Origin of the sequence: Cognatundibacterium aquatile (assembly GCF_014699135.1) — a bacterium.
GTDB classification, from domain to species: Bacteria; Pseudomonadota; Gammaproteobacteria; order Burkholderiales; family Burkholderiaceae_D; genus Undibacterium; species Undibacterium aquatile.
Genome location: NZ_JACOFT010000005.1, coordinates 215,831 through 232,826, shown reverse-complemented (window position 1 = coordinate 232,826; position 16,996 = coordinate 215,831). Strand labels below are relative to the sequence as shown.

Annotated in this window: 22 protein-coding genes; 9 read left to right on the top strand and 13 right to left on the bottom strand. The window is 51.3% G+C overall.

The features are described 5' to 3' along the window. The first annotated feature begins 23 nt into the window (after positions 1-23). Positions 24-1,115 (top strand): redox-regulated ATPase YchF, encoded by a 1,092-nt coding sequence (ychF, locus tag H8K26_RS14395; protein ID WP_186884480.1) that lies wholly within the window; start codon positions 24-26, stop codon positions 1,113-1,115. 93 nt (positions 1,116-1,208) lie between these two features. Here the strand turns inward: ychF and H8K26_RS14390 are convergent, their stop codons facing one another. Then, positions 1,209-1,874, bottom strand: a complete 666-nt coding sequence (locus H8K26_RS14390) for a cysteine hydrolase family protein (protein WP_190480484.1) — start codon at positions 1,872-1,874, stop codon at positions 1,209-1,211. Between the two features lie 133 nt (positions 1,875-2,007). Here H8K26_RS14390 and H8K26_RS14385 point away from each other — a divergent pair, with 133 nt between their 5' ends. The 3 genes from H8K26_RS14385 (at position 2,008) to H8K26_RS14375 (ending at position 5,126) form a co-directional block, all read left to right on the top strand. Next, positions 2,008-3,024 carry a GlxA family transcriptional regulator gene (locus H8K26_RS14385; protein WP_190480483.1) on the top strand — a complete coding sequence of 339 codons (1,017 nt, stop codon included), beginning with the start codon at positions 2,008-2,010 and terminating at the stop codon, positions 3,022-3,024. Between the two features lie 90 nt (positions 3,025-3,114). After that, positions 3,115-3,963 (top strand): MOSC domain-containing protein, encoded by an 849-nt coding sequence (locus H8K26_RS14380; protein ID WP_190480481.1) that lies wholly within the window; start codon positions 3,115-3,117, stop codon positions 3,961-3,963. Between the two features lie 32 nt (positions 3,964-3,995). Continuing rightward, the gene (locus H8K26_RS14375) at positions 3,996-5,126 is read left to right on the top strand and encodes a GGDEF domain-containing protein (RefSeq protein ID WP_190480479.1); all 1,131 of its coding nucleotides are present in this window, start codon (positions 3,996-3,998) and stop codon (positions 5,124-5,126) included. A gap of 18 nt (positions 5,127-5,144) precedes the next feature. On the opposite strand, the gene H8K26_RS14370 is transcribed toward H8K26_RS14375, so the two are convergent. From H8K26_RS14370 to rsmD, 3 genes are all read right to left on the bottom strand, one after another. Further along, positions 5,145-5,402, bottom strand: a complete 258-nt coding sequence (locus tag H8K26_RS14370) for a YfhL family 4Fe-4S dicluster ferredoxin (RefSeq protein ID WP_186884475.1) — start codon at positions 5,400-5,402, stop codon at positions 5,145-5,147. 51 nt (positions 5,403-5,453) lie between these two features. Further along, a complete protein-coding gene (coaD, locus tag H8K26_RS14365) occupies positions 5,454-5,948 on the bottom strand; it encodes a pantetheine-phosphate adenylyltransferase (RefSeq protein ID WP_186884474.1) in 495 nt (164 codons plus the stop codon). Between the two features lie 64 nt (positions 5,949-6,012). Further along, positions 6,013-6,672 (bottom strand): 16S rRNA (guanine(966)-N(2))-methyltransferase RsmD, encoded by a 660-nt coding sequence (gene rsmD, locus H8K26_RS14360; RefSeq protein WP_190480477.1) that lies wholly within the window; start codon positions 6,670-6,672, stop codon positions 6,013-6,015. Between the two features lie 111 nt (positions 6,673-6,783). Here rsmD and ftsY point away from each other — a divergent pair, with 111 nt between their 5' ends. The 4 genes from ftsY to rpoH all read left to right on the top strand — a co-directional run bounded on the left by ftsY (position 6,784) and on the right by rpoH (position 10,727). Next, positions 6,784-7,896: a signal recognition particle-docking protein FtsY gene (ftsY, locus tag H8K26_RS14355; RefSeq protein ID WP_190480475.1), complete on the top strand. Its 1,113-nt coding sequence runs from the start codon at positions 6,784-6,786 to the stop codon at positions 7,894-7,896. A 26-nt stretch (positions 7,897-7,922) separates the two neighbouring features. Further along, positions 7,923-8,597 (top strand): cell division ATP-binding protein FtsE, encoded by a 675-nt coding sequence (locus H8K26_RS14350; protein ID WP_190480473.1) that lies wholly within the window; start codon positions 7,923-7,925, stop codon positions 8,595-8,597. A gap of 35 nt (positions 8,598-8,632) precedes the next feature. Next, positions 8,633-9,547, top strand: a complete 915-nt coding sequence (locus tag H8K26_RS14345; protein ID WP_190480471.1) for a cell division protein FtsX — start codon at positions 8,633-8,635, stop codon at positions 9,545-9,547. 289 nt (positions 9,548-9,836) lie between these two features. Next, positions 9,837-10,727 carry an RNA polymerase sigma factor RpoH gene (gene rpoH, locus H8K26_RS14340; protein ID WP_186884469.1) on the top strand — a complete coding sequence of 297 codons (891 nt, stop codon included), beginning with the start codon at positions 9,837-9,839 and terminating at the stop codon, positions 10,725-10,727. Positions 10,728-10,926: 199 nt separating this feature from the next. On the opposite strand, the gene H8K26_RS14335 is transcribed toward rpoH, so the two are convergent. The 5 genes from H8K26_RS14335 to H8K26_RS14315 are packed head-to-tail and all read right to left on the bottom strand — an operon-like array spanning position 10,927 to position 14,795. Further along, positions 10,927-11,508: an SCO family protein gene (locus H8K26_RS14335; protein WP_190480469.1), complete on the bottom strand. Its 582-nt coding sequence runs from the start codon at positions 11,506-11,508 to the stop codon at positions 10,927-10,929. Next, positions 11,505-12,389: a heme o synthase gene (cyoE, locus tag H8K26_RS14330; protein WP_186897727.1), complete on the bottom strand. Its 885-nt coding sequence runs from the start codon at positions 12,387-12,389 to the stop codon at positions 11,505-11,507. The genes H8K26_RS14335 and cyoE overlap by 4 nt, the downstream gene beginning before the upstream one ends. A gap of 5 nt (positions 12,390-12,394) precedes the next feature. After that, the gene (locus tag H8K26_RS14325; protein ID WP_190480467.1) at positions 12,395-13,468 is read right to left on the bottom strand and encodes a COX15/CtaA family protein; all 1,074 of its coding nucleotides are present in this window, start codon (positions 13,466-13,468) and stop codon (positions 12,395-12,397) included. Positions 13,469-13,471: 3 nt separating this feature from the next. After that, positions 13,472-14,020: an SCO family protein gene (locus H8K26_RS14320; protein ID WP_223827047.1), complete on the bottom strand. Its 549-nt coding sequence runs from the start codon at positions 14,018-14,020 to the stop codon at positions 13,472-13,474. 46 nt (positions 14,021-14,066) lie between these two features. After that, a complete protein-coding gene (locus H8K26_RS14315; protein ID WP_190480464.1) occupies positions 14,067-14,795 on the bottom strand; it encodes an SURF1 family protein in 729 nt (242 codons plus the stop codon). Between the two features lie 59 nt (positions 14,796-14,854). Between H8K26_RS14315 and H8K26_RS14310 the strand changes: the two genes are divergently transcribed. After that, complete coding sequence (locus H8K26_RS14310; protein WP_186884463.1) at positions 14,855-15,055, top strand: twin transmembrane helix small protein; 201 nt, start codon at positions 14,855-14,857, stop codon at positions 15,053-15,055. Between the two features lie 89 nt (positions 15,056-15,144). Here the strand turns inward: H8K26_RS14310 and H8K26_RS14305 are convergent, their stop codons facing one another. From H8K26_RS14305 to H8K26_RS17800, 4 genes are read right to left on the bottom strand one after another with little or no spacing between them, the layout of a single operon-like run. Continuing rightward, on the bottom strand, positions 15,145-16,005 hold the full coding sequence (locus tag H8K26_RS14305) for a cytochrome c oxidase subunit 3 (protein WP_190480462.1): 861 nt from the start codon (positions 16,003-16,005) through the stop codon (positions 15,145-15,147). 39 nt (positions 16,006-16,044) lie between these two features. Next, a complete protein-coding gene (locus tag H8K26_RS14300) occupies positions 16,045-16,260 on the bottom strand; it encodes a DUF2970 domain-containing protein (RefSeq protein WP_186884461.1) in 216 nt (71 codons plus the stop codon). Then, positions 16,257-16,847: a cytochrome c oxidase assembly protein gene (locus H8K26_RS14295; RefSeq protein ID WP_190480460.1), complete on the bottom strand. Its 591-nt coding sequence runs from the start codon at positions 16,845-16,847 to the stop codon at positions 16,257-16,259. The genes H8K26_RS14300 and H8K26_RS14295 overlap by 4 nt, the downstream gene beginning before the upstream one ends. A gap of 13 nt (positions 16,848-16,860) precedes the next feature. Next, positions 16,861-16,968, bottom strand: a complete 108-nt coding sequence (locus tag H8K26_RS17800) for a cytochrome oxidase small assembly protein (protein WP_222610806.1) — start codon at positions 16,966-16,968, stop codon at positions 16,861-16,863. Between the last annotated feature and the right edge of the window lie 28 nt (positions 16,969-16,996).

The window sequence follows — 16,996 nt, the reverse complement described above, 5'->3', positions numbered from 1 at the left end:
TTCAATCTGATCGGCAAAACACTATGAGTCTCCAATGCGGCATCGTCGGCCTGCCTAACGTCGGCAAATCCACCTTATTCAATGCACTGACTAAAGCGGGCATCCCGGCAGAAAACTATCCTTTCTGCACCATTGAGCCTAACGTCGGCGTAGTGGAAGTACCCGATCCACGCCTGAAACAATTGTCGGAAATCGTCAAACCTGAACGCATACAAAATGCGATTGTGGAATTTGTCGATATCGCCGGTCTGGTCGCTGGCGCATCCAAAGGCGAAGGTCTGGGTAACCAGTTTCTCGCGCACATCCGTGAAACAGATGCGATCGTCAACGTCGTACGCTGCTTTGAAGATGACAATGTGATTCACGTTGCCGGTAAAGTCAGCCCGCTGGATGACATCGAAGTGATACAAACCGAACTCGCGCTGGCCGATATGGGCAGCGTGGAAAAAGCGATCCACCGCGAAAACAAAAAAGCCCGCTCCGGCGACAAAGATGCTGCCAAGCTGGTCGCTTTGCTGGAACGCATCATGCCAGCGCTGAACGAAGCCAAGCCAGTACGCGCACTGGGTCTGGATGCCGACGAAATGGCATTGATCAAACCACTGTGCCTGATCACCGCCAAGCCTGCGATGTATGTCGCCAACGTTTCCGACGACGGCTTTACCAATAATCCATTGCTGGATCAACTGACCGCATTTGCCGCATCCCAGAATGCGCCTATCGTGGCCATCTGCGCTGCGATCGAATCTGAAATCGCCGATCTGGATGACGCCGACAAAGCCGATTTCCTGGCCGATATGGGCATGGAAGAACCTGGCCTTGATCGACTGATCCGCGCAGCTTACAAATTACTCGGCCTGCAAACTTACTTCACCGCAGGTGTTAAAGAAGTCCGCGCATGGACTATCCACATCGGCGACACCGCACCGCAAGCAGCAGGTGTGATTCACACCGACTTTGAACGCGGCTTCATCCGCGCCCAAACCATCGCATTCGATGACTACATCGCCCACAAAGGCGAAGCGGGCGCCAAAGAAGCCGGCAAAATGCGCGCCGAAGGCAAGGAATACGTTGTGAAAGATGGCGACGTTCTGAACTTCCTGTTTAACGTCTGAGTCGGACAATAAAAGTCAGATCTGTTCAGGCCTGATTGCACGCTAGCAAGCGGAGCTCATAACCGGGCTCCGCTTTTTTATTGGCGTCAGCGCTTAGGGCTGCTCACGGCTTGCTGGCGGTTTGCTGATTGCGTCCTGGTGCGAAGTATAGACATTGCTGCGACTGAGCGGGACTTGTTGCTCAAGTGCAGCTAACCACTGGTCTGTCGTACAGGAGCTGGCAAAATTTGAATGAAATACGACCTGAAATACGCGGTGGATTTCTTCCGCACTGGCAGCGCCAGCAGCATTGCGGTACGGCAGCGAGCCGCTGGCATCGCTCAGGATTTCGACCTGATAGCCACGATGCGCAGCCTCAAATACGGTGCTGGCATTGCAGTTATGCGTCATATAGCCAACGATGCTCAGCGTGTCGATCTGTAATGCCTGCAATTGCGCATCCAGTGTTGTTCCGCTAAATGCGCTGGCCTTGGCTTTTTCTATTAACACATCAAACGGTCGTTGCATAAGCTCGTCATGCAATGCCCAGGTTGCGGAACCACGGGCGAACACCGGTGACGTTTCAGGCGCAGAATGCTGAATAATCAAAACAGGAATTCCTGCGTGATGCGCAGCATCCATCGCCCTGCCTATCTGCTGCAAAGACGATTGCGGATCGGGATAACTGATGCGCATCTGACCACTGAAGTATTCATTCTGCACGTCAATCACAATCAGGGCGCGGCGCGGTGCGGACGGGTTTAATGCGGGAGCAGACATATATTTTCCTTTTTCAGATAAGCGAGGCAACTCAGTATCAGCAACAAATGCGGTGCTGTATGAACGAATATTTTGCGTGAAATTCGCTGTCTTTCAGAGTGACCCGATTGACATATTTAGATACAATCAGGCCATGTCAACTCCATCTACCACATTAATAAAATCCGCTGCATCGCCGCTTACGATTGGCGTGCTGGCGTTTGATGGCATCAGCCCGTTTCATTTATCGGTACCCAGCCTGGTGTTCGGTGACTTGCATAAATACGCTGACACCCCTGAAATACGCTTACGTGTCTGCTCGCAGGCGGGCACAGCGGGAAATCACAAAATCAGAACCAGTGCAGGCTATACGCTGGAAACCAAATATGGCCTGTCAACACTCAGGCGAGCCGACATCATTATCATTCCATCGTGGCACGAAGATTTACGAACGACGCCGGACGAGTTAATCAAATTGCTGCGCGTGGCTAACAAAAACGGAGCACATATCGTTGGCCTTTGCCTCGGCGCTTTCGTATTAGCCGATGCTGGTTTGCTGAATCAACGCGAGGCAACGACCCATTGGGCACTGGCGCAGGAGTTTGCGAGTCGCTATCCGCAAGTCCATGTCAAGCCGGATGTACTGTACGTTGATCAGGACAAAATCACGACATCGGCAGGAACCGCGGCGGGTATTGATTGCTGCCTTCATCTGCTGCGCACCTACTTTGGTGCCGAGTTAGCGAATCAGGTTGCACGCAGGCTGGTGGTAGCCCCCCATCGTCAGGGCGGACAAGCGCAATACATAGAACAACCCATACCGGTACTTGCCAGCGACGATCGCTTAGGGAAAGTCTTACATTGGATGCACAGTCATTTAGATCAGACGCAAACGCTGGATATGCTGGCCAATAAAGCGCTGATGAGTCGCAGAACATTTACCCGTCATTTTCAGCAACTGACAGGAACCACGGTTGGCAAGTGGCTGCTGCATCAAAGACTGAACTATGCGCAACGGCAATTGGAATCGAGCCGGCAGACTATCGAAGAGATTGCATCCGCTGCCGGTTTCGGCTCCGCCCTACTGATGCGACGGTATTTTGCACAAGTGCTGAAAATTTCGCCTTCCGCCTACCGTCTGCAATTCCGTGGCACCGCTGATGCACCTTAAAAGTGATGTGATTGACAATTTAAACTCACCGGTTTTGCCATAAGGCATTAAAATAGTTGACCTGACCGCATTTACTCTCAGATTTACCGCATGCCCTCCATTTCCGAACTCACGATGTATCCAATCAAATCCTGTGCTGGCATTGCGCTGACAGAAGCAGTGATAACCGCGAGTGGATTGAGCTACGGCGGTGTCAGTGACCGTGAATGGATGCTGGTCGATGAGAGCGGTCTTTTTCTGACGCAACGTGAATATCCCCGCATGGCCTGTCTGCGGATAACGATTGCTGGTGACACCTTACGCGTCGATACCGATGCGATGGCAACGCTGAGTATTTCGCTCAAAGCGAATGCCGATGCGCAAAAAATCACTGTCCAGATATGGGAAACGGAAGTCATCGCAAATGATGCCGGTGAAGAAGCGGCGATCTGGTTTAGCCAAGCCTTAGGTACGCGATGCCGGCTGGTGCGTTTCTCGCCACAGGCACAGCGTTACGCCAATACCAAATGGACTGGCGACACACTGGCGCCGACCCACTTTGCGGATGGTTACCCTTTACTATTGATTGCGCAGGCCTCACTCGAAGATCTGAATCGCAGAGCCATTGCACAAGGACGTCAGGCCGTCCCCATGAACCGCTTCCGCCCTAACATCGTCATTGAGGGCGTTGAGGCATTCGAGGAAGACTATGCCGCCAGCTATCTGCTGGAAAATGGCATACAGCTGCGTCCTGTTAAACCCTGCCCGCGCTGCCCGATTCCGGCGGTCGATCAATTGACGGGTGAAGTCGGCGCAAGCCCCGTCGACATTTTACAAAGCTATCGCGCCAACCCGATTGTTGATGGCGAAATTACATTTGGCATGAACGTCATCCTCGAACAAGGTGCGGGTTTAGTACTACGCGTCGGCGATGAAGTTGAGATGCCGATTGCGTTTTGAATACCGCATTCTCTCGAAAAAAATAAGGAAGTATGGACAGAGCCAATGTGAACGCCAGACGTCAGGCACAAAGTCTGGAAAATCTCCGGGTGGAGAATCACGCCCTCCGCTCACAGCTCGACGATATCCTGGAACTGGCTCACAGGAATCAAAGCATACTTGCGCGTCATCAGAGTTTTGAATTGAAAATCATCGGTGCGAGTCATTTCAAAGAACTGATCAGCTATATTTTCAGCGAACTGGCAAACACGTCCGATCTTGATATCGTGACCCTCGCTCTGGTCGATCCGCGTCAGGATTTACAACAAATGCTGAACGATCTGCGCATTGACCTGCAAGAGTTTCCCGGCCTGCTTTTTGTCCGCCACGAACACGAATTACAGACCAAAGCACTGCTGTCTTACAAACCGTTGTTAGGCAAATATCAGGGTCATCTGTACGGTAACTTATATCGCAGCTGCGCCAAAAAACCCGCCAGTGTTGCGGTCATTCCGCTGCTGCGGCAAAACCGCCTGATCGGCTATCTGAATCTGGGCAGCTTCAGTGCAGAGCGTTTCCTGACAACGATGGCAACCGATTTCATTGAGCGCCTGGGTTCCATCATTGCGATCTGTTTAGAAAATGTTCTGAATAATGAACGACTCGTTTATATCGGTCTGACAGACCCACTGACGAATGTCAGTAATCGCCGCTATGTCGAACAACGCACGCTGGAGGAAATTGCTCGCGCCCGTCGCCAGTCTTACGGCATCGCCTGTATGTATCTGGACATCGATTTTTTCAAGAAAATTAATGACCAGCATGGTCATCAGGGCGGTGATGATGTTTTGTGTGAAGTGGCAAAGCGGATCAAGGCAGAGTTACGGCTCAGCGATACGCTGGGGCGTTTCGGCGGTGAGGAATTTGTAGTTTTACTGATTAACGCCAATCTGCAGGACGCCATGCTGGTAGCAGAACGCATACGTCGCAGCATCGCAGGCAAACCATTTACACTGTCAGATAAGGGACATTGTTCCACCACGATTTCTATCGGATTGACGACCGTGTCGGAGAAACACAATCTGGGCGAGGCGACTGCGGTGGCAAGAGAAATGATCTCTCGCGCCGACCGCGCTTTGTATGATGCTAAACGTTCCGGCAGAAATCAGGTGCGTTGCGAATAACCGGCTGCGGCAACGAAATTATTTAACTTGTGCCGCTTGTAAATGTTCGTATTTCGCCTGCAACTGCGCTGGCGTCTCACGCCATTCAGGATTGAATGGAATACAGTTCACCGGACAAACCTGCTTGCATTGCGGTTCTTTGTAGTGACCAACACATTCCGTACATTTATGCGGGTCGATTTCATAAATCTCCGGCCCCATAAAAATCGCGTCATTCGGGCATTCGGGTTCACACACGTCGCAGTTAATGCAATCGTCAGTAATCATCAGGGCCATACTTACTTCACTTTCATTTCATCTGCGCATCTGCGGCATGGCAGTAACGCTTTATTTACTTTCGTTCAGCGCGTCAACCTTCTGCTTGAGCCAACGATCAACCGAAGGGAAAACGAACTTGGATACATCACCGCCAAACATCGCGATTTCACGCACGATCGTACCTGAGATAAACTGATACTGGTCAGACGGCGTCAGAAACAGCGTTTCCACATCCGGCAACAGATAACGGTTCATCCCTGCCATCTGAAACTCATATTCAAAATCCGACACGGCCCGCAGACCACGCACGATCACGCGGGCATCATTTTTCCTGACGAAATCCTTGAGCAAGCCAGAAAAACTCTCCACCCGCACATTCGGATAATGTCCCAGCACTTCATTCGCAATGCTCAGGCGTTCTTCCAGAGAGAAAAATGGCCGTTTATTTTTACTGTCGGCAACACCAACCACCAAAGTATCAAAAAGACCTGAGGCGCGACGCACCAGATCTTCGTGACCGCGGGTCAGCGGATCAAATGTTCCCGGATAAACGGCTGTGACCATCTTGACTCCTTATTTTCGCTATTTGCGCTGTTTGCATAATGATATGCACTAAATTGATCTGGCATTATGCCTGATTTTCGTGCGCATTATGCTGCAAAATGTTGCGTTGCAGAATATGGAAATACACACTTCCGGCTTTATCCGCCCGTATCACCTGCCATCCGCTCAGCAATTCCTGCATATCCGGGTCACTACTTTGCTCGTCGAGCGGGAATTCTGCTTCGACGTAAACATACCCATCATTACTCAGCGCTTCGCGGCAAACAGGCAAAATTTTTGCCAGCCAGCCCTGCCCGAAAGGCGGATCGAGCAGGATCAGGTCAAATTTTTTCCCTTCGGCAGCAACGCTCGTGATCACTTTACCAGCATCGCCCCTGAGCAACTGGCACTGATGCGCTTCGAGTTTAGCTTTAACCTGTTCGAGCTGCTTGAACGCCGGCGTATGTGACTCCACCATCGTGACCAGACGCGCACCACGGCTGGCGGCTTCAAATCCCAGTGCACCGCTGCCGGCAAATAAATCCAGGCAACTGACTTGCGCCCAATTCGCGTTAAAAAGATGGTTCAACCAATTAAATGTCGTTTCACGGACACGGTCTGGCGTTGGTCTCAGGCCATCGGCCTCAATCACGCTTAACAAGCTGCGCTTCCACTGGCCGCCAATGATTCGCACCTGATGGGCGACTCTTTGAGGAGATACGGGTTTTTTAGTCTTGGTTTTCATTAGTTGAATGACACTGGTAAGTCAAATTACCCGGCGCGGTCTGTTAGAATGGCTGCATTCTAATACTTGGGTCAGCAGTTTGCAGCTTCCCCTCTCCGACAAAATCATCCGATGTTTAGTTTTTTCAAAAGAAAACCCAAAGAAGAACCGGTAGTAACGCCAGAAGTCGTTGCTACGCCTGCTTCTGCGGCAATACCGACTACGCCTGCCGAGCTGCCGCAGACAATTGCTGAACCAGCAGCACAGCCAGTGACCACGACGGCGACAACGGCAGTCGACGAAGTTGCATCTACGTCTGCGTCGGCTCCTGCGCCACAACCTGAACAAAAGCGTTCATGGCTGAGCCGTCTGAAAGCTGGTCTGGCCAAAACCTCATCGAATCTGACCACGCTGTTTATCGGCGCGCGTATTGATGATGAGCTATATGACGAACTCGAAGCAGCGTTATTGACATCTGACGCAGGCGTTGAAGCAACCTTGTTTTTGCTCGATACGCTGAAAAAGAAAGTCAAAGAAGAAAAATTAACCGAAGCAGAACAAGTCAAAACAGCGCTCAAAACGCTTTTGCTGGAATTGCTCACACCTTTGCAAAAGCCGCTGGAACTGGGTCGTCATCAGCCGCTGGTCATGATGATTGCCGGCGTTAACGGCGCAGGAAAAACCACCACCATAGGCAAACTCGCGAAGCACATGCAAGTGCACCATCAGTCCGTGTTGCTGGCGGCTGGCGATACTTTCCGCGCTGCAGCGCGCGAGCAATTATCGGTCTGGGGTGAGCGCAATGATGTGACGGTGATTTCGCAGGAATCCGGCGATCCGGCAGCGGTTGCGTTTGACGCCGTTGCGTCCGCGCGTGCACGTGGCACAGATGTGGTGATGGTCGATACCGCAGGGCGTTTGCCGACTCAATTGCATCTGATGGAAGAACTGAAAAAGATCAAGCGTGTGATTGCCAAAGGCATGGAAGGCGCACCGCAGGAAGTGTTGCTGATCATTGATGGCAACACCGGACAAAACGCGCTGGCACAAGTCAGGGCGTTTGACGATGCATTGCAACTGACCGGTTTGATCATCACCAAATTAGATGGCACAGCAAAAGGCGGCGTTCTGGCTGCAATTGCGAAGACCCGCCCGATACCAGTCTATTTCATTGGCATCGGCGAGCAGATCGAGGATCTGCAACCATTCAACGCGCAGGAATTCGTCGACGCCTTGTTTAATTAAAATCACAGACAGTCAGTGCAACGATCATGATCGAATTCGATAACGTCACTAAACAATATTCGCGTGATGCCTACGCTTTGCGCGATATCTCTCTGACCATCCAGGATGGAGAACTCATTTTTCTGGCGGGCCCCTCTGGTGCCGGAAAATCGACTTTATTAAAAATGATCGCAGGCATAGAAAAGCCGACCAGCGGCCATGTCATCGTCAATGGTCAGGATGTCAGCAAACTCAAAACCGGTAGCCTGCCGTATTTGCGCCGCAAGCTCGGATTAATTTTGCAGGATCAGAAATTACTGACCGACCGCAGCGTTCTCGACAACGTCATGCTGCCGCTGATTGTGACCGGCGCTACTTCGAATGAAGCAGAATCACGTGCCTGCGTCGCACTGGAAAAAGTCGGATTGCTGGATAAAGCCAATGCCTTGCCGCTGGAGCTTTCCGGTGGCGAACAGCAGCGTGTTGCCATTGCGCGTGCGATCGTGAATCGCCCCAAAATTATTCTGGCTGACGAACCTACCGCGTTTCTGGACAGAGACAATGCGAATAAAGTGCTGAGCGCGTTAAAAGCATTCCAGAGCGCCGGCGTCACTTGCATCATATCCAGTCACGATGAGCAATTCCTGGATCAGGCCGACCGCGTGATCTATCTGAGCAATGGACAAATCTCGGATTCATGGACAACAGGCGCTGCCGCCTGACTTCCGCCTGCTATTACGCCTTCAAGGAAATCCCTATGACCATCTGGTTTCGTGAACATCTGTTTGCACTGAAAAGCGCATTCACCCACTTGCGCGCCGGTACCGGAAATTTTATCTTCAATGTGCTGGTGGTCGCCATCGCGCTGGCGCTGCCGATTGCCGGACTCACGCTGATTGAAAATATCCGTCCTATCTCTTCACAGTTATCGATAGAACCGGAAATCAGTATATTTATGACGACCGACACCGCGCGTGAAAATGCGACCGCTTTGTCAGTACCAATCAAGCGTCTGCTGAAAGACAGCAACATCAGCGGCAAACTGAGCTTTACACCAAAAGAAAAAGCACTGGCGGCGATGCAGGATGCGTCCAGCCTCGCAGAAGTGCTATCAACACTGGGCGGCAATCCCCTGCCGGATGCTTACGTGCTTTCGCTGTCGAATAATGATGCAGCAAAACTCGATAAACTGGTCGAACAACTGCAGGCCTTGCCCGATGTTGAGGTGGTTCAGGTTGACTCAGCATGGGTTAAACGGCTGGCGGCACTTGTGCAGATATTGCAGATAGGTTTGCTGTTTCTGGCAACGACACTGGGCGTAGTCGTGATTGTGGTCGTGTTTAATGCGACCCGTCTGCAAGTGATTTCGCATCAGGCTGAAATTTCCGTTACCCGTTTGTTAGGTGCGACCAACAGCTTTATTCATCGCCCCTACTATTACACCGGCGCGCTGCTGGGTTTGCTGGCAGGAAGCCTGGCACTGGCCGCCATTGCTGCCTCTCTGCAGCCACTGAATCAGGCCATTGCGGAATTTGCCAAACTTTATGCCTCCGAATTCCGGCTGGTACCGCTGGGCATATTACCCAGCCTGATGTTGCTGGGTGTCAGCATGTTACTGGGTCTGGCTGGGGCTTATCTGTCCGTCCGCCGTCAACTGGCGCGAACAAACTGATACATAATGATTTGCAACTTTCCCAAAAATCGCTGCTCTAACCGCCTGTTTAAAGCAGAGTAAGAAAGCCGATTCCAGAAATTTCTGCAGAGTTACCAGTGGCGACCACTGGCAACAATACTCGGCGAGAGTCTGGAATACCCGCTTTTACCTCTGACCTCATCTTGATGAAATCATCATTTTCACGAGAATTAGCACTCTTCTCAAGAGAGTGCTAATATTAGGAAATAGTACGTTTGTTCAGAGTTATTTTTTTGCTCGGACTGCAGTAATTGAGAGGAACAACACAATGACTTCAAGACAACTTATTCCAGCATCAGACAGCACAGCGCTGGCGCTCGGCTTTACAGGTACGCTGGGCAATATTGACGCTTATATTTCTGCGGTCAATCGCCTGCCTATGCTGACGCATGAAGAAGAAATCGATCTGGCGACTCGCCTGCGTGACAATAATGATCTGTCCGCTGCGCAACAGATGGTGATGTCGCATCTGCGTCTGGTTGTATCCATTGCCCGTGGTTACCTCGGCTATGGCTTGCCACACGCCGATCTGATCCAGGAAGGCAATATCGGCCTGATGAAAGCAGTCAAACGCTTTGACCCAGACCAGGGCGTGCGTCTGGTGTCATATGCGATGCACTGGATTAAAGCCGAAATGCACGAGTACATTCTGAAAAACTGGCGTTTAGTCAAAGTCGCGACGACCAAAGCGCAACGCAAACTGTTTTTCAATCTGCGCAGCCACAAAGAAGGTCTGGAAACCATGTCGCCTAAGCAAATTGATGCGCTGGCGAAGACTCTCGATGTGAAACGCGAAGAAGTCATCGAAATGGAAATGCGTCTGTCTGGTCGCGATATCGCGCTGGATGCACCGACCGATGATGATGACGATAAATTCGCACCGATCGCTTATCTGAAAACAGAATCAGAAGAGCCTACGCAGGTACTGGAATCACGCCAATACGATCGCTTGCAAAGCGAAGGGCTGGAATCGGCATTGTCAAAACTGGATGCCCGCTCACGTCATATTATCGAGTCGCGCTGGTTGAAAAATGACGATGGCTCTGGTGCGACGCTGCACGAACTGGCAGATGAATATGGTGTTTCAGCCGAACGCATCCGTCAGATTGAAAGTGCGGCGCTGAAAAAAATGAAAGGTGCGCTGGTCAGCTTTTCCTGATCACACCGCACATGAAAAAAGGCACTCTGCGGAGTGCCTTTTTTTATTGTTTATTCCCTGAAAATCGATAAAAAGGGGGAGTATCTGTGATTTTGCACCTGATCTCCTTGAAAACATTGGGCATTTAAATATACTCCCCCCAGTATATTTAAGGCTCAGCAGGCCGTTTTATATGCCCGCGCCAGGCTGTTCAGAAAAATTACTTCAGTAACAGCTTTAAATCGTGAACGATAGGTTCTGCACCTTGTCCATGGCGCAGGAATAAACGGATGCGGCCTTCGGTGTCAAAGGCATAGCTGCCCGCCGTGTGATCCATGGTGTAACTGGTCGGCGTTTTTCCGTCCACTTTCTGGTAATACACTTTGAAGTCTTTTGCCACTTTTGCCGTCGCGGCGGCATCGCCATACAAACCGAGGAAGCGCGGGTCAAAGTTCGGCACATACGCCGCCATCAATGCCTGCGTATCGCGTTCAGGGTCTATCGTGACGAACAAGACCTGCACTTTATCTGCCTGCGGCCCCATTTTCTGCATCACGTTCGCCATTTCCACCATCGTGGTCGGGCAGACATCAGGACATTGGGTGTAACCGAAGAACATGACCACCAGCTTGCCGCGAAAATCCTTCAGCGTACGGGCTTTGCCATTGTGATCGGTGAGGGAAAAATCCTGCGCATAATCGAGCCCGGTGAGGTCGGTATTATTAAATTTTTCTCCGGGTTTGCCGCAAGCCGCCAGCCCTGCGATCAGAGCGCAAGCGAATAATTTTTTGAGTAAGTTCATAGTCGTATGTAATGATCGACCAGCAGCGCGGCAAACAGCAGCGATAGGTAAATGATCGAATAAGCGAATGTTTTGCGGGCGAGAATATCGTTGTAATTGCGATAAATCCGCCATGCGTACCAGAGGAAAATCGCCCCGAGAATGACGGCACTGACAAGATAAATCAGGCCGCTCATCTGCACGGCATACGGCAGCATCGTCGTCGCAAACAAGGCGATGGTATATAGCCAGATATGAAAACGGGTAAATTCGGGGCCATGCGTAATCGGCAGCATAGGCAGACCTGAGCGCGCGTAGTCATCGCGCCGGTACATCGCCAGCGCCCAGAAATGCGGCGGCGTCCAGACAAAAATTATCATCACCAGCAACCACGCTTGCATAGGAACATCGTTTGCTACCGCGGCCCAGCCGAGTGCCGGTGGCATCGCGCCAGACAAACCGCCAATCACAATATTCTGTGGCGTCGCTGGCTTCAGAATAATGGTGTACACCACGGCATAACCGACAAAGGTGGTAAAGGTGAGCCACATCGTCAGCGGATTCACCAGCGTGTAGAGCACCCACATACCAGCACCACCGATCACGCCTGAAAACAATAAGGTCTGGGATGCACTGATTTCACCGGCGGCTGTGGCGCGCCTTGCGGTACGCGCCATGCGCGAATCAATCTCGCGCTCGACCAGGCAATTCACCGCAAAAGCGGCACCAGCCAACAGCCAGATGCCGATGGTTGCGGCCACCACGACACGCCAGTCGGGTAAATCGGGCGTGGCCAGAAACATGCCGATGACGGCACAAAACACCGCCAGTTGCGTCACGCGCGGTTTGGTCAGCGCCCAGTATTGAGCAAAACGGTTGGAGGTCAGGCTTATTGTCGTCATATCTGTCAGTGTGTGGCAATCAGTTTCGTCTGCCTGACCCGGTAGTTTAACATGGTCAGCAACAGCACTAAGGTAGCCGCCCCACCGTTATGTAATACCGCCAGCAACAAGGGCCAGGAAAAAAAGACGGTCGAAACCCCGATCAGGAATTGCGCTGCCATCGCCAGCATGAGTTGACGACCCAGACGTTGAAATCCGGGTAAGTGCATGGCACGCCACGCAACCACGGCAACCACAACCGCGACCAGCAGGGCGAAATTGCGGTGTACCCAATGAATGGCAACCAAGGCCGTAAATGGTAAATAATCGCCGCTCGCAGTCTGCCCCAGTTGCCGCCACAAACTGAATCCGTGTTCAAAATCCATTGTCGGTATCACTGCGCCATTACACAAGGGATAATCGTGGCAAGCCAATGCAGCGTAGTTGGTACTGACCCAGCCACCCAAAGCAATTTGCATGAAGAGTAAGACTAAGGCAATAGTCGCAGGCCAGCGCAAGCCGGATACCTGAGCCGTCTGAATGACATGCGCCTGACTATGCTGCTCGAGCGACGCCGATAGTAGCGCCAGCAAGCCCATCCCGAGTAGCAGATGCGTAGTCACGATCACGGGTTGCAGTTTGAGTGTGACGGTCCACGCGCCGAATGCGCCCTGCAGACAAACAAATGCCAACAAAAAGCTGGCCAACCACGGCGAGATGCCTGTGGCATGGCGTCGTCGCCACGCGAGATAAACCTGGGCGATGATCAGTACACCGACACTCATCGCCAGATAACGATGGATCATTTCTATCCAGGCTTTTTGCAGTGTCACCGGGCCATGCGGCATCGCCGCCTCTGCCGCACGGATATCGGCGTGTGATTGCAAAGGATTCGCCTGACCATAGCAACCGGGCCAGTCAGGGCAGCCGAGACCGGAATCTGTCAGTCGGGTGAAAGCACCGAACATAATCAGTTCAAACGTCAGCGCCACGGTGACCGCAATCAGCTTGCGGTGTTTGTCGGTGTCCCGCGACCAGATTACAACAGACAAGGGCAAAACGGCGACACACAAAGCTATCAGAGCGAGTTGTAAAAACATGCGTCACCCTATCGCAGATGCACGCAACAGCTTGCTGATATCTTTTTTGATCTTATTCGGATCGGCATTTTTCGGGAAACGCATCATCAGATTCCCCAATGGATCGATCATATAAATGTGTTCGCTGATCTGGCTTCCATTTTCTGTCGGCAGCCATTTTCTGAGCGCGTCTGCATCAGCTTTCAGCACATGCATGCCATCGTATTCACGCAGTAATAAGGTATCGACAGCTTGTTCGTCAACGACAGCCCAGACCCGTTCGATTCTGTCCATTTCCTTGCCCTGCGCAAGCCTCAGTTGGCGCAAGTCATACAGCTTTTTCTGACATGCGGCATCGCAGGAACCGCTGCTGATTGTCAGCATGATCCATTTACCACGATACGCCATCAAGCCATTCTGTTTGTCCGCATTGCTTGTATCGTTGGCATCGCTCGCACCCAGCAAGCGCGCATGTAGCTCTGGCATGGGGTACAGGCGCGGATCGAGTATCGTGCCGTAATTGGTTCGGCCTTCCGGCTTGATCACGTAATAAGCGAGATAAGACGCTATCATCGGTGCGGCACAGACGGCCAGCACGATGAGTAATTTCCAGCGTCCTTTAGTTTTTTGATTCTGCGTTTTTTCCACGACGTATTCCTGTCACTACAAAAAAAATCCCTGCCATCAATGACAAGGCATACCACTGAAATGCATATCCTTTATGTTTATCGATCCCCAGCGAAGGTGCTGGCCAATCGCGTTGCAGATGGTCTTCGGTTAGCGATGTCTGCTCGACGATCAAAGGATAAAATGCTAACCCGGTTTCCGCCGCGAGGCTGGCGATCTCCAGATTTTGCAAAATCGCACCGGGCTTATACGGTTCAGGCTGCCCCAGTTGCATGACACGATCAAGATGTTCTTTGACAATGCCTTGAATTTCTATCGTACCTGAAGGTGTGAACAAGCGCGGCAACACGGTTCTGTCCTGCGGGTTTCGGGCTTGCCAACCACGTGCAACCAGAATATGGCGGCGACTACCCTCAAGCTTAAATGGCATCAATACATACAGTCCTGCCCTGCCTTGCATGGGGCGATTATCCAGATACATAGGCCAGGTCTCGAGAAACTGCCCGCGCAACGTCACCTTACTGAAAGGCTGTAATTGTTCCTCCGGTGTGTCACTGCGCCATTGCGTGGCAGGGCTGTTCATACGTTCCGCCATCTTTGCGGCGATCGCTTCTTTTTCCGCAGCACGCCGGCTTTGCCACATGCCCAGATTCAGCCCCACGACAACGACAGCAATGGTCGCGAGGAAAGGTAATAGTCTGAAACGGAAAGAAATAGGCATGAAAAGCATTACAATAAGAGATCGGCCAACCCAGCATAACGCTTAGTCAAAGAGTCAGTATGAAAATTCTCGTCGCCATTGCTTTTTTCCTCATCATCTTCAGCATGGGATCGGCATTAGTTTATCTGATGAAGGACAAAGGGCGCAGTAACCGTACTGTCAAAGCACTCGCTTTCCGAGTCGGTTTTTCCATCAGCTTGTTTATCCTGATATTACTGGCCAATCATTTCGGGCTGATTCAGCCTACCGGCATCAGATAAGTCAGCGACATCTTTAGCGACAATAAAAAGCCGCAACACATGTGCGGCTTTTTTATTTGAAAACGAATCAGCTCAGTCTGCTGCGCGAATCAGAGCCAGTAGACAACGACATACAATCCCAGCCAGACCACGTCAACAAAGTGCCAGTACCACGCTGCGCCTTCAAAAGCGAAATGCTGTTCTGGTGTGAAATGCCCCTTCAGAACACGGTACAGCACCACCGACAACATGATCGCTCCCATCGTCACATGGAAACCGTGGAAGCCGGTCAGCATAAAGAAAGTCGAACCATAAATGCCGGAGGTCAGTTTCAGATTCAGTTCACTGTAGGCATGCATGTATTCATAAACCTGGAAGCCCATGAACACCGCGCCCAGCAAGACGGTGGCAGCCAGCCAGAAAGCCGTAGTGCCACGGTGGCCGGCACGCAAGGCATGATGCGAGATCGTCAGTGTGACGCCCGATGTCAGCAGCAATGCGGTATTAATCGTCGGGATAGGAAATGGTCCCATCGTTTTAAACGCTTCAACCGTGCCGGCAGGGCCAGCATTACCCCACTGCGCTGAAAAATCCGGCCATAATACTTTGTGATCCAGATCGGCCAGCCATGGCATGGAAATACTTCGGGCATAAAACAATGCGCCAAAAAAAGCAGCAAAGAACATGACTTCTGAAAAAATGAACCAGCTCATGCTCCAGCGGTAAGAGACATCAATCCGGGCGCTGTATTTGCCGCTTTCCGATTCGGCAATCGCATCACCAAACCAGTTATACAACACCACCATTGTCAGAAAAATACCCGCAAAGTTGACATAAGAGCCCCAGCTCACTGCATTCACCCAGGCAGATGCGCCTATCATGGTCAGCAACAAGGAGGCTCCCGCCAACACCGGCCACTTTGACGGTCCAGGCACGAAGTAATAAGGGGCTTTCGCGTTTGAAGTACTCATTTCCATCTCCCGATACATTTGAATGTACTACTCGAATTATTATTTTGCGACGACAGACTTGACGACCAGCACCAGCACAAAAATGAAGATCAGGGCGCCGATGATGCCCGCAATGATCACGTGCACCGGATTCAGATGCGCGGCGTCCTGCTCGTAATCATTTTTCTTACGGATACCCAGAAATGACCAGAACACCGCTTTCATCGTCGCCAGAAACGATACCTTACGTTGCGTCGCCTGCTTCAGATCACTCATGTTTTTCCTTGTGTGCCAGAACTTGCTACCTTGCTCTTACCACCGACTTCAAAAAACGTATATGACAAGGTGATGGTTTTCACGTCTTTCGGCAACGCAGGGTCAATGTAAAACACCACTGGCATTTGCCGTGCCTCGTTCGCATTCAGCGTCTGCTGTTGAAAACAAAAACACTCCATCTTTTTGAAGTAATTACTTGCCTGCTGCGGTGCATAGCTCGGTATCGCCTGCGCATCCATCTTGTAAGACTGTTTGTTCACCACCTCATAAACAACTTGCGTCATTTCACCCGGATGCACCTTGATGCTGGAAACCGTAGGGCGGAAACGCCATGGCCCTTGCGTGTTCGCATCAAACTCAACAGTAATTTCACGCGTTTTGTCGATTTGAGAATTGCTGACTTCTTTTAACGAAATATCTTTTGGCGTCAGGATATTCACACCAGTCAACTCACAAATCTGTTTGTAAATCGGTACCAACGCATAGCCAAAACCAAACATCATGACCGCGATCAACAGCAGCTTGCCAAACATTCTGGCATTCAGCTGATGGGCTTCAGTCTTCGAGTTTTCGTCTGATCCAGACATCAGGTATTCCGCTTCACCGCAATAAGCCCTGTTTGACAAACACGCCGATAAAAAATATCAACGCGACAGAAAGCAGGATTAATGCAGTGCGTAAGTTGTTAGGTTTGTTGTCGTTTTTCATTTTTATTCAGATGTAGCGGAAAATTATC

What these genes read in the sequence shown, in the direction of transcription:
- ychF (WP_186884480.1), top strand. Translation starts at nt 24, where the DNA reads ATGAGTCTCCAATGCGGCATCGTCGGCCTGCCTAACGTCGGCAAATCC.
- H8K26_RS14370 (WP_186884475.1), bottom strand. Translation starts at nt 5,402, where the DNA reads ATGGCCCTGATGATTACTGACGATTGCATTAACTGCGACGTGTGTGAA.
- H8K26_RS14375 (WP_190480479.1), top strand. Translation starts at nt 3,996, where the DNA reads ATGGACAGAGCCAATGTGAACGCCAGACGTCAGGCACAAAGTCTGGAA.
- cyoE (WP_186897727.1), bottom strand. Translation starts at nt 12,389, where the DNA reads ATGACGACAATAAGCCTGACCTCCAACCGTTTTGCTCAATACTGGGCG.
- H8K26_RS14350 (WP_190480473.1), top strand. Translation starts at nt 7,923, where the DNA reads ATGATCGAATTCGATAACGTCACTAAACAATATTCGCGTGATGCCTAC.
- rpoH (WP_186884469.1), top strand. Translation starts at nt 9,837, where the DNA reads ATGACTTCAAGACAACTTATTCCAGCATCAGACAGCACAGCGCTGGCG.
- H8K26_RS14385 (WP_190480483.1), top strand. Translation starts at nt 2,008, where the DNA reads ATGTCAACTCCATCTACCACATTAATAAAATCCGCTGCATCGCCGCTT.
- H8K26_RS14345 (WP_190480471.1), top strand. Translation starts at nt 8,633, where the DNA reads ATGACCATCTGGTTTCGTGAACATCTGTTTGCACTGAAAAGCGCATTC.
- H8K26_RS14335 (WP_190480469.1), bottom strand. Translation starts at nt 11,508, where the DNA reads ATGAACTTACTCAAAAAATTATTCGCTTGCGCTCTGATCGCAGGGCTG.
- H8K26_RS14305 (WP_190480462.1), bottom strand. Translation starts at nt 16,005, where the DNA reads ATGAGTACTTCAAACGCGAAAGCCCCTTATTACTTCGTGCCTGGACCG.
- H8K26_RS14315 (WP_190480464.1), bottom strand. Translation starts at nt 14,795, where the DNA reads ATGCCTATTTCTTTCCGTTTCAGACTATTACCTTTCCTCGCGACCATT.
- coaD (WP_186884474.1), bottom strand. Translation starts at nt 5,948, where the DNA reads ATGGTCACAGCCGTTTATCCGGGAACATTTGATCCGCTGACCCGCGGT.
- H8K26_RS14310 (WP_186884463.1), top strand. Translation starts at nt 14,855, where the DNA reads ATGAAAATTCTCGTCGCCATTGCTTTTTTCCTCATCATCTTCAGCATG.
- rsmD (WP_190480477.1), bottom strand. Translation starts at nt 6,672, where the DNA reads ATGAAAACCAAGACTAAAAAACCCGTATCTCCTCAAAGAGTCGCCCAT.
- ftsY (WP_190480475.1), top strand. Translation starts at nt 6,784, where the DNA reads ATGTTTAGTTTTTTCAAAAGAAAACCCAAAGAAGAACCGGTAGTAACG.
- H8K26_RS14320 (WP_223827047.1), bottom strand. Translation starts at nt 14,020, where the DNA reads ATGATAGCGTCTTATCTCGCTTATTACGTGATCAAGCCGGAAGGCCGA.
- H8K26_RS14390 (WP_190480484.1), bottom strand. Translation starts at nt 1,874, where the DNA reads ATGTCTGCTCCCGCATTAAACCCGTCCGCACCGCGCCGCGCCCTGATT.
- H8K26_RS14380 (WP_190480481.1), top strand. Translation starts at nt 3,115, where the DNA reads ATGCCCTCCATTTCCGAACTCACGATGTATCCAATCAAATCCTGTGCT.
- H8K26_RS17800 (WP_222610806.1), bottom strand. Translation starts at nt 16,968, where the DNA reads ATGAAAAACGACAACAAACCTAACAACTTACGCACTGCATTAATCCTG.
- H8K26_RS14300 (WP_186884461.1), bottom strand. Translation starts at nt 16,260, where the DNA reads ATGAGTGATCTGAAGCAGGCGACGCAACGTAAGGTATCGTTTCTGGCG.
- H8K26_RS14325 (WP_190480467.1), bottom strand. Translation starts at nt 13,468, where the DNA reads ATGTTTTTACAACTCGCTCTGATAGCTTTGTGTGTCGCCGTTTTGCCC.
- H8K26_RS14295 (WP_190480460.1), bottom strand. Translation starts at nt 16,847, where the DNA reads ATGTCTGGATCAGACGAAAACTCGAAGACTGAAGCCCATCAGCTGAAT.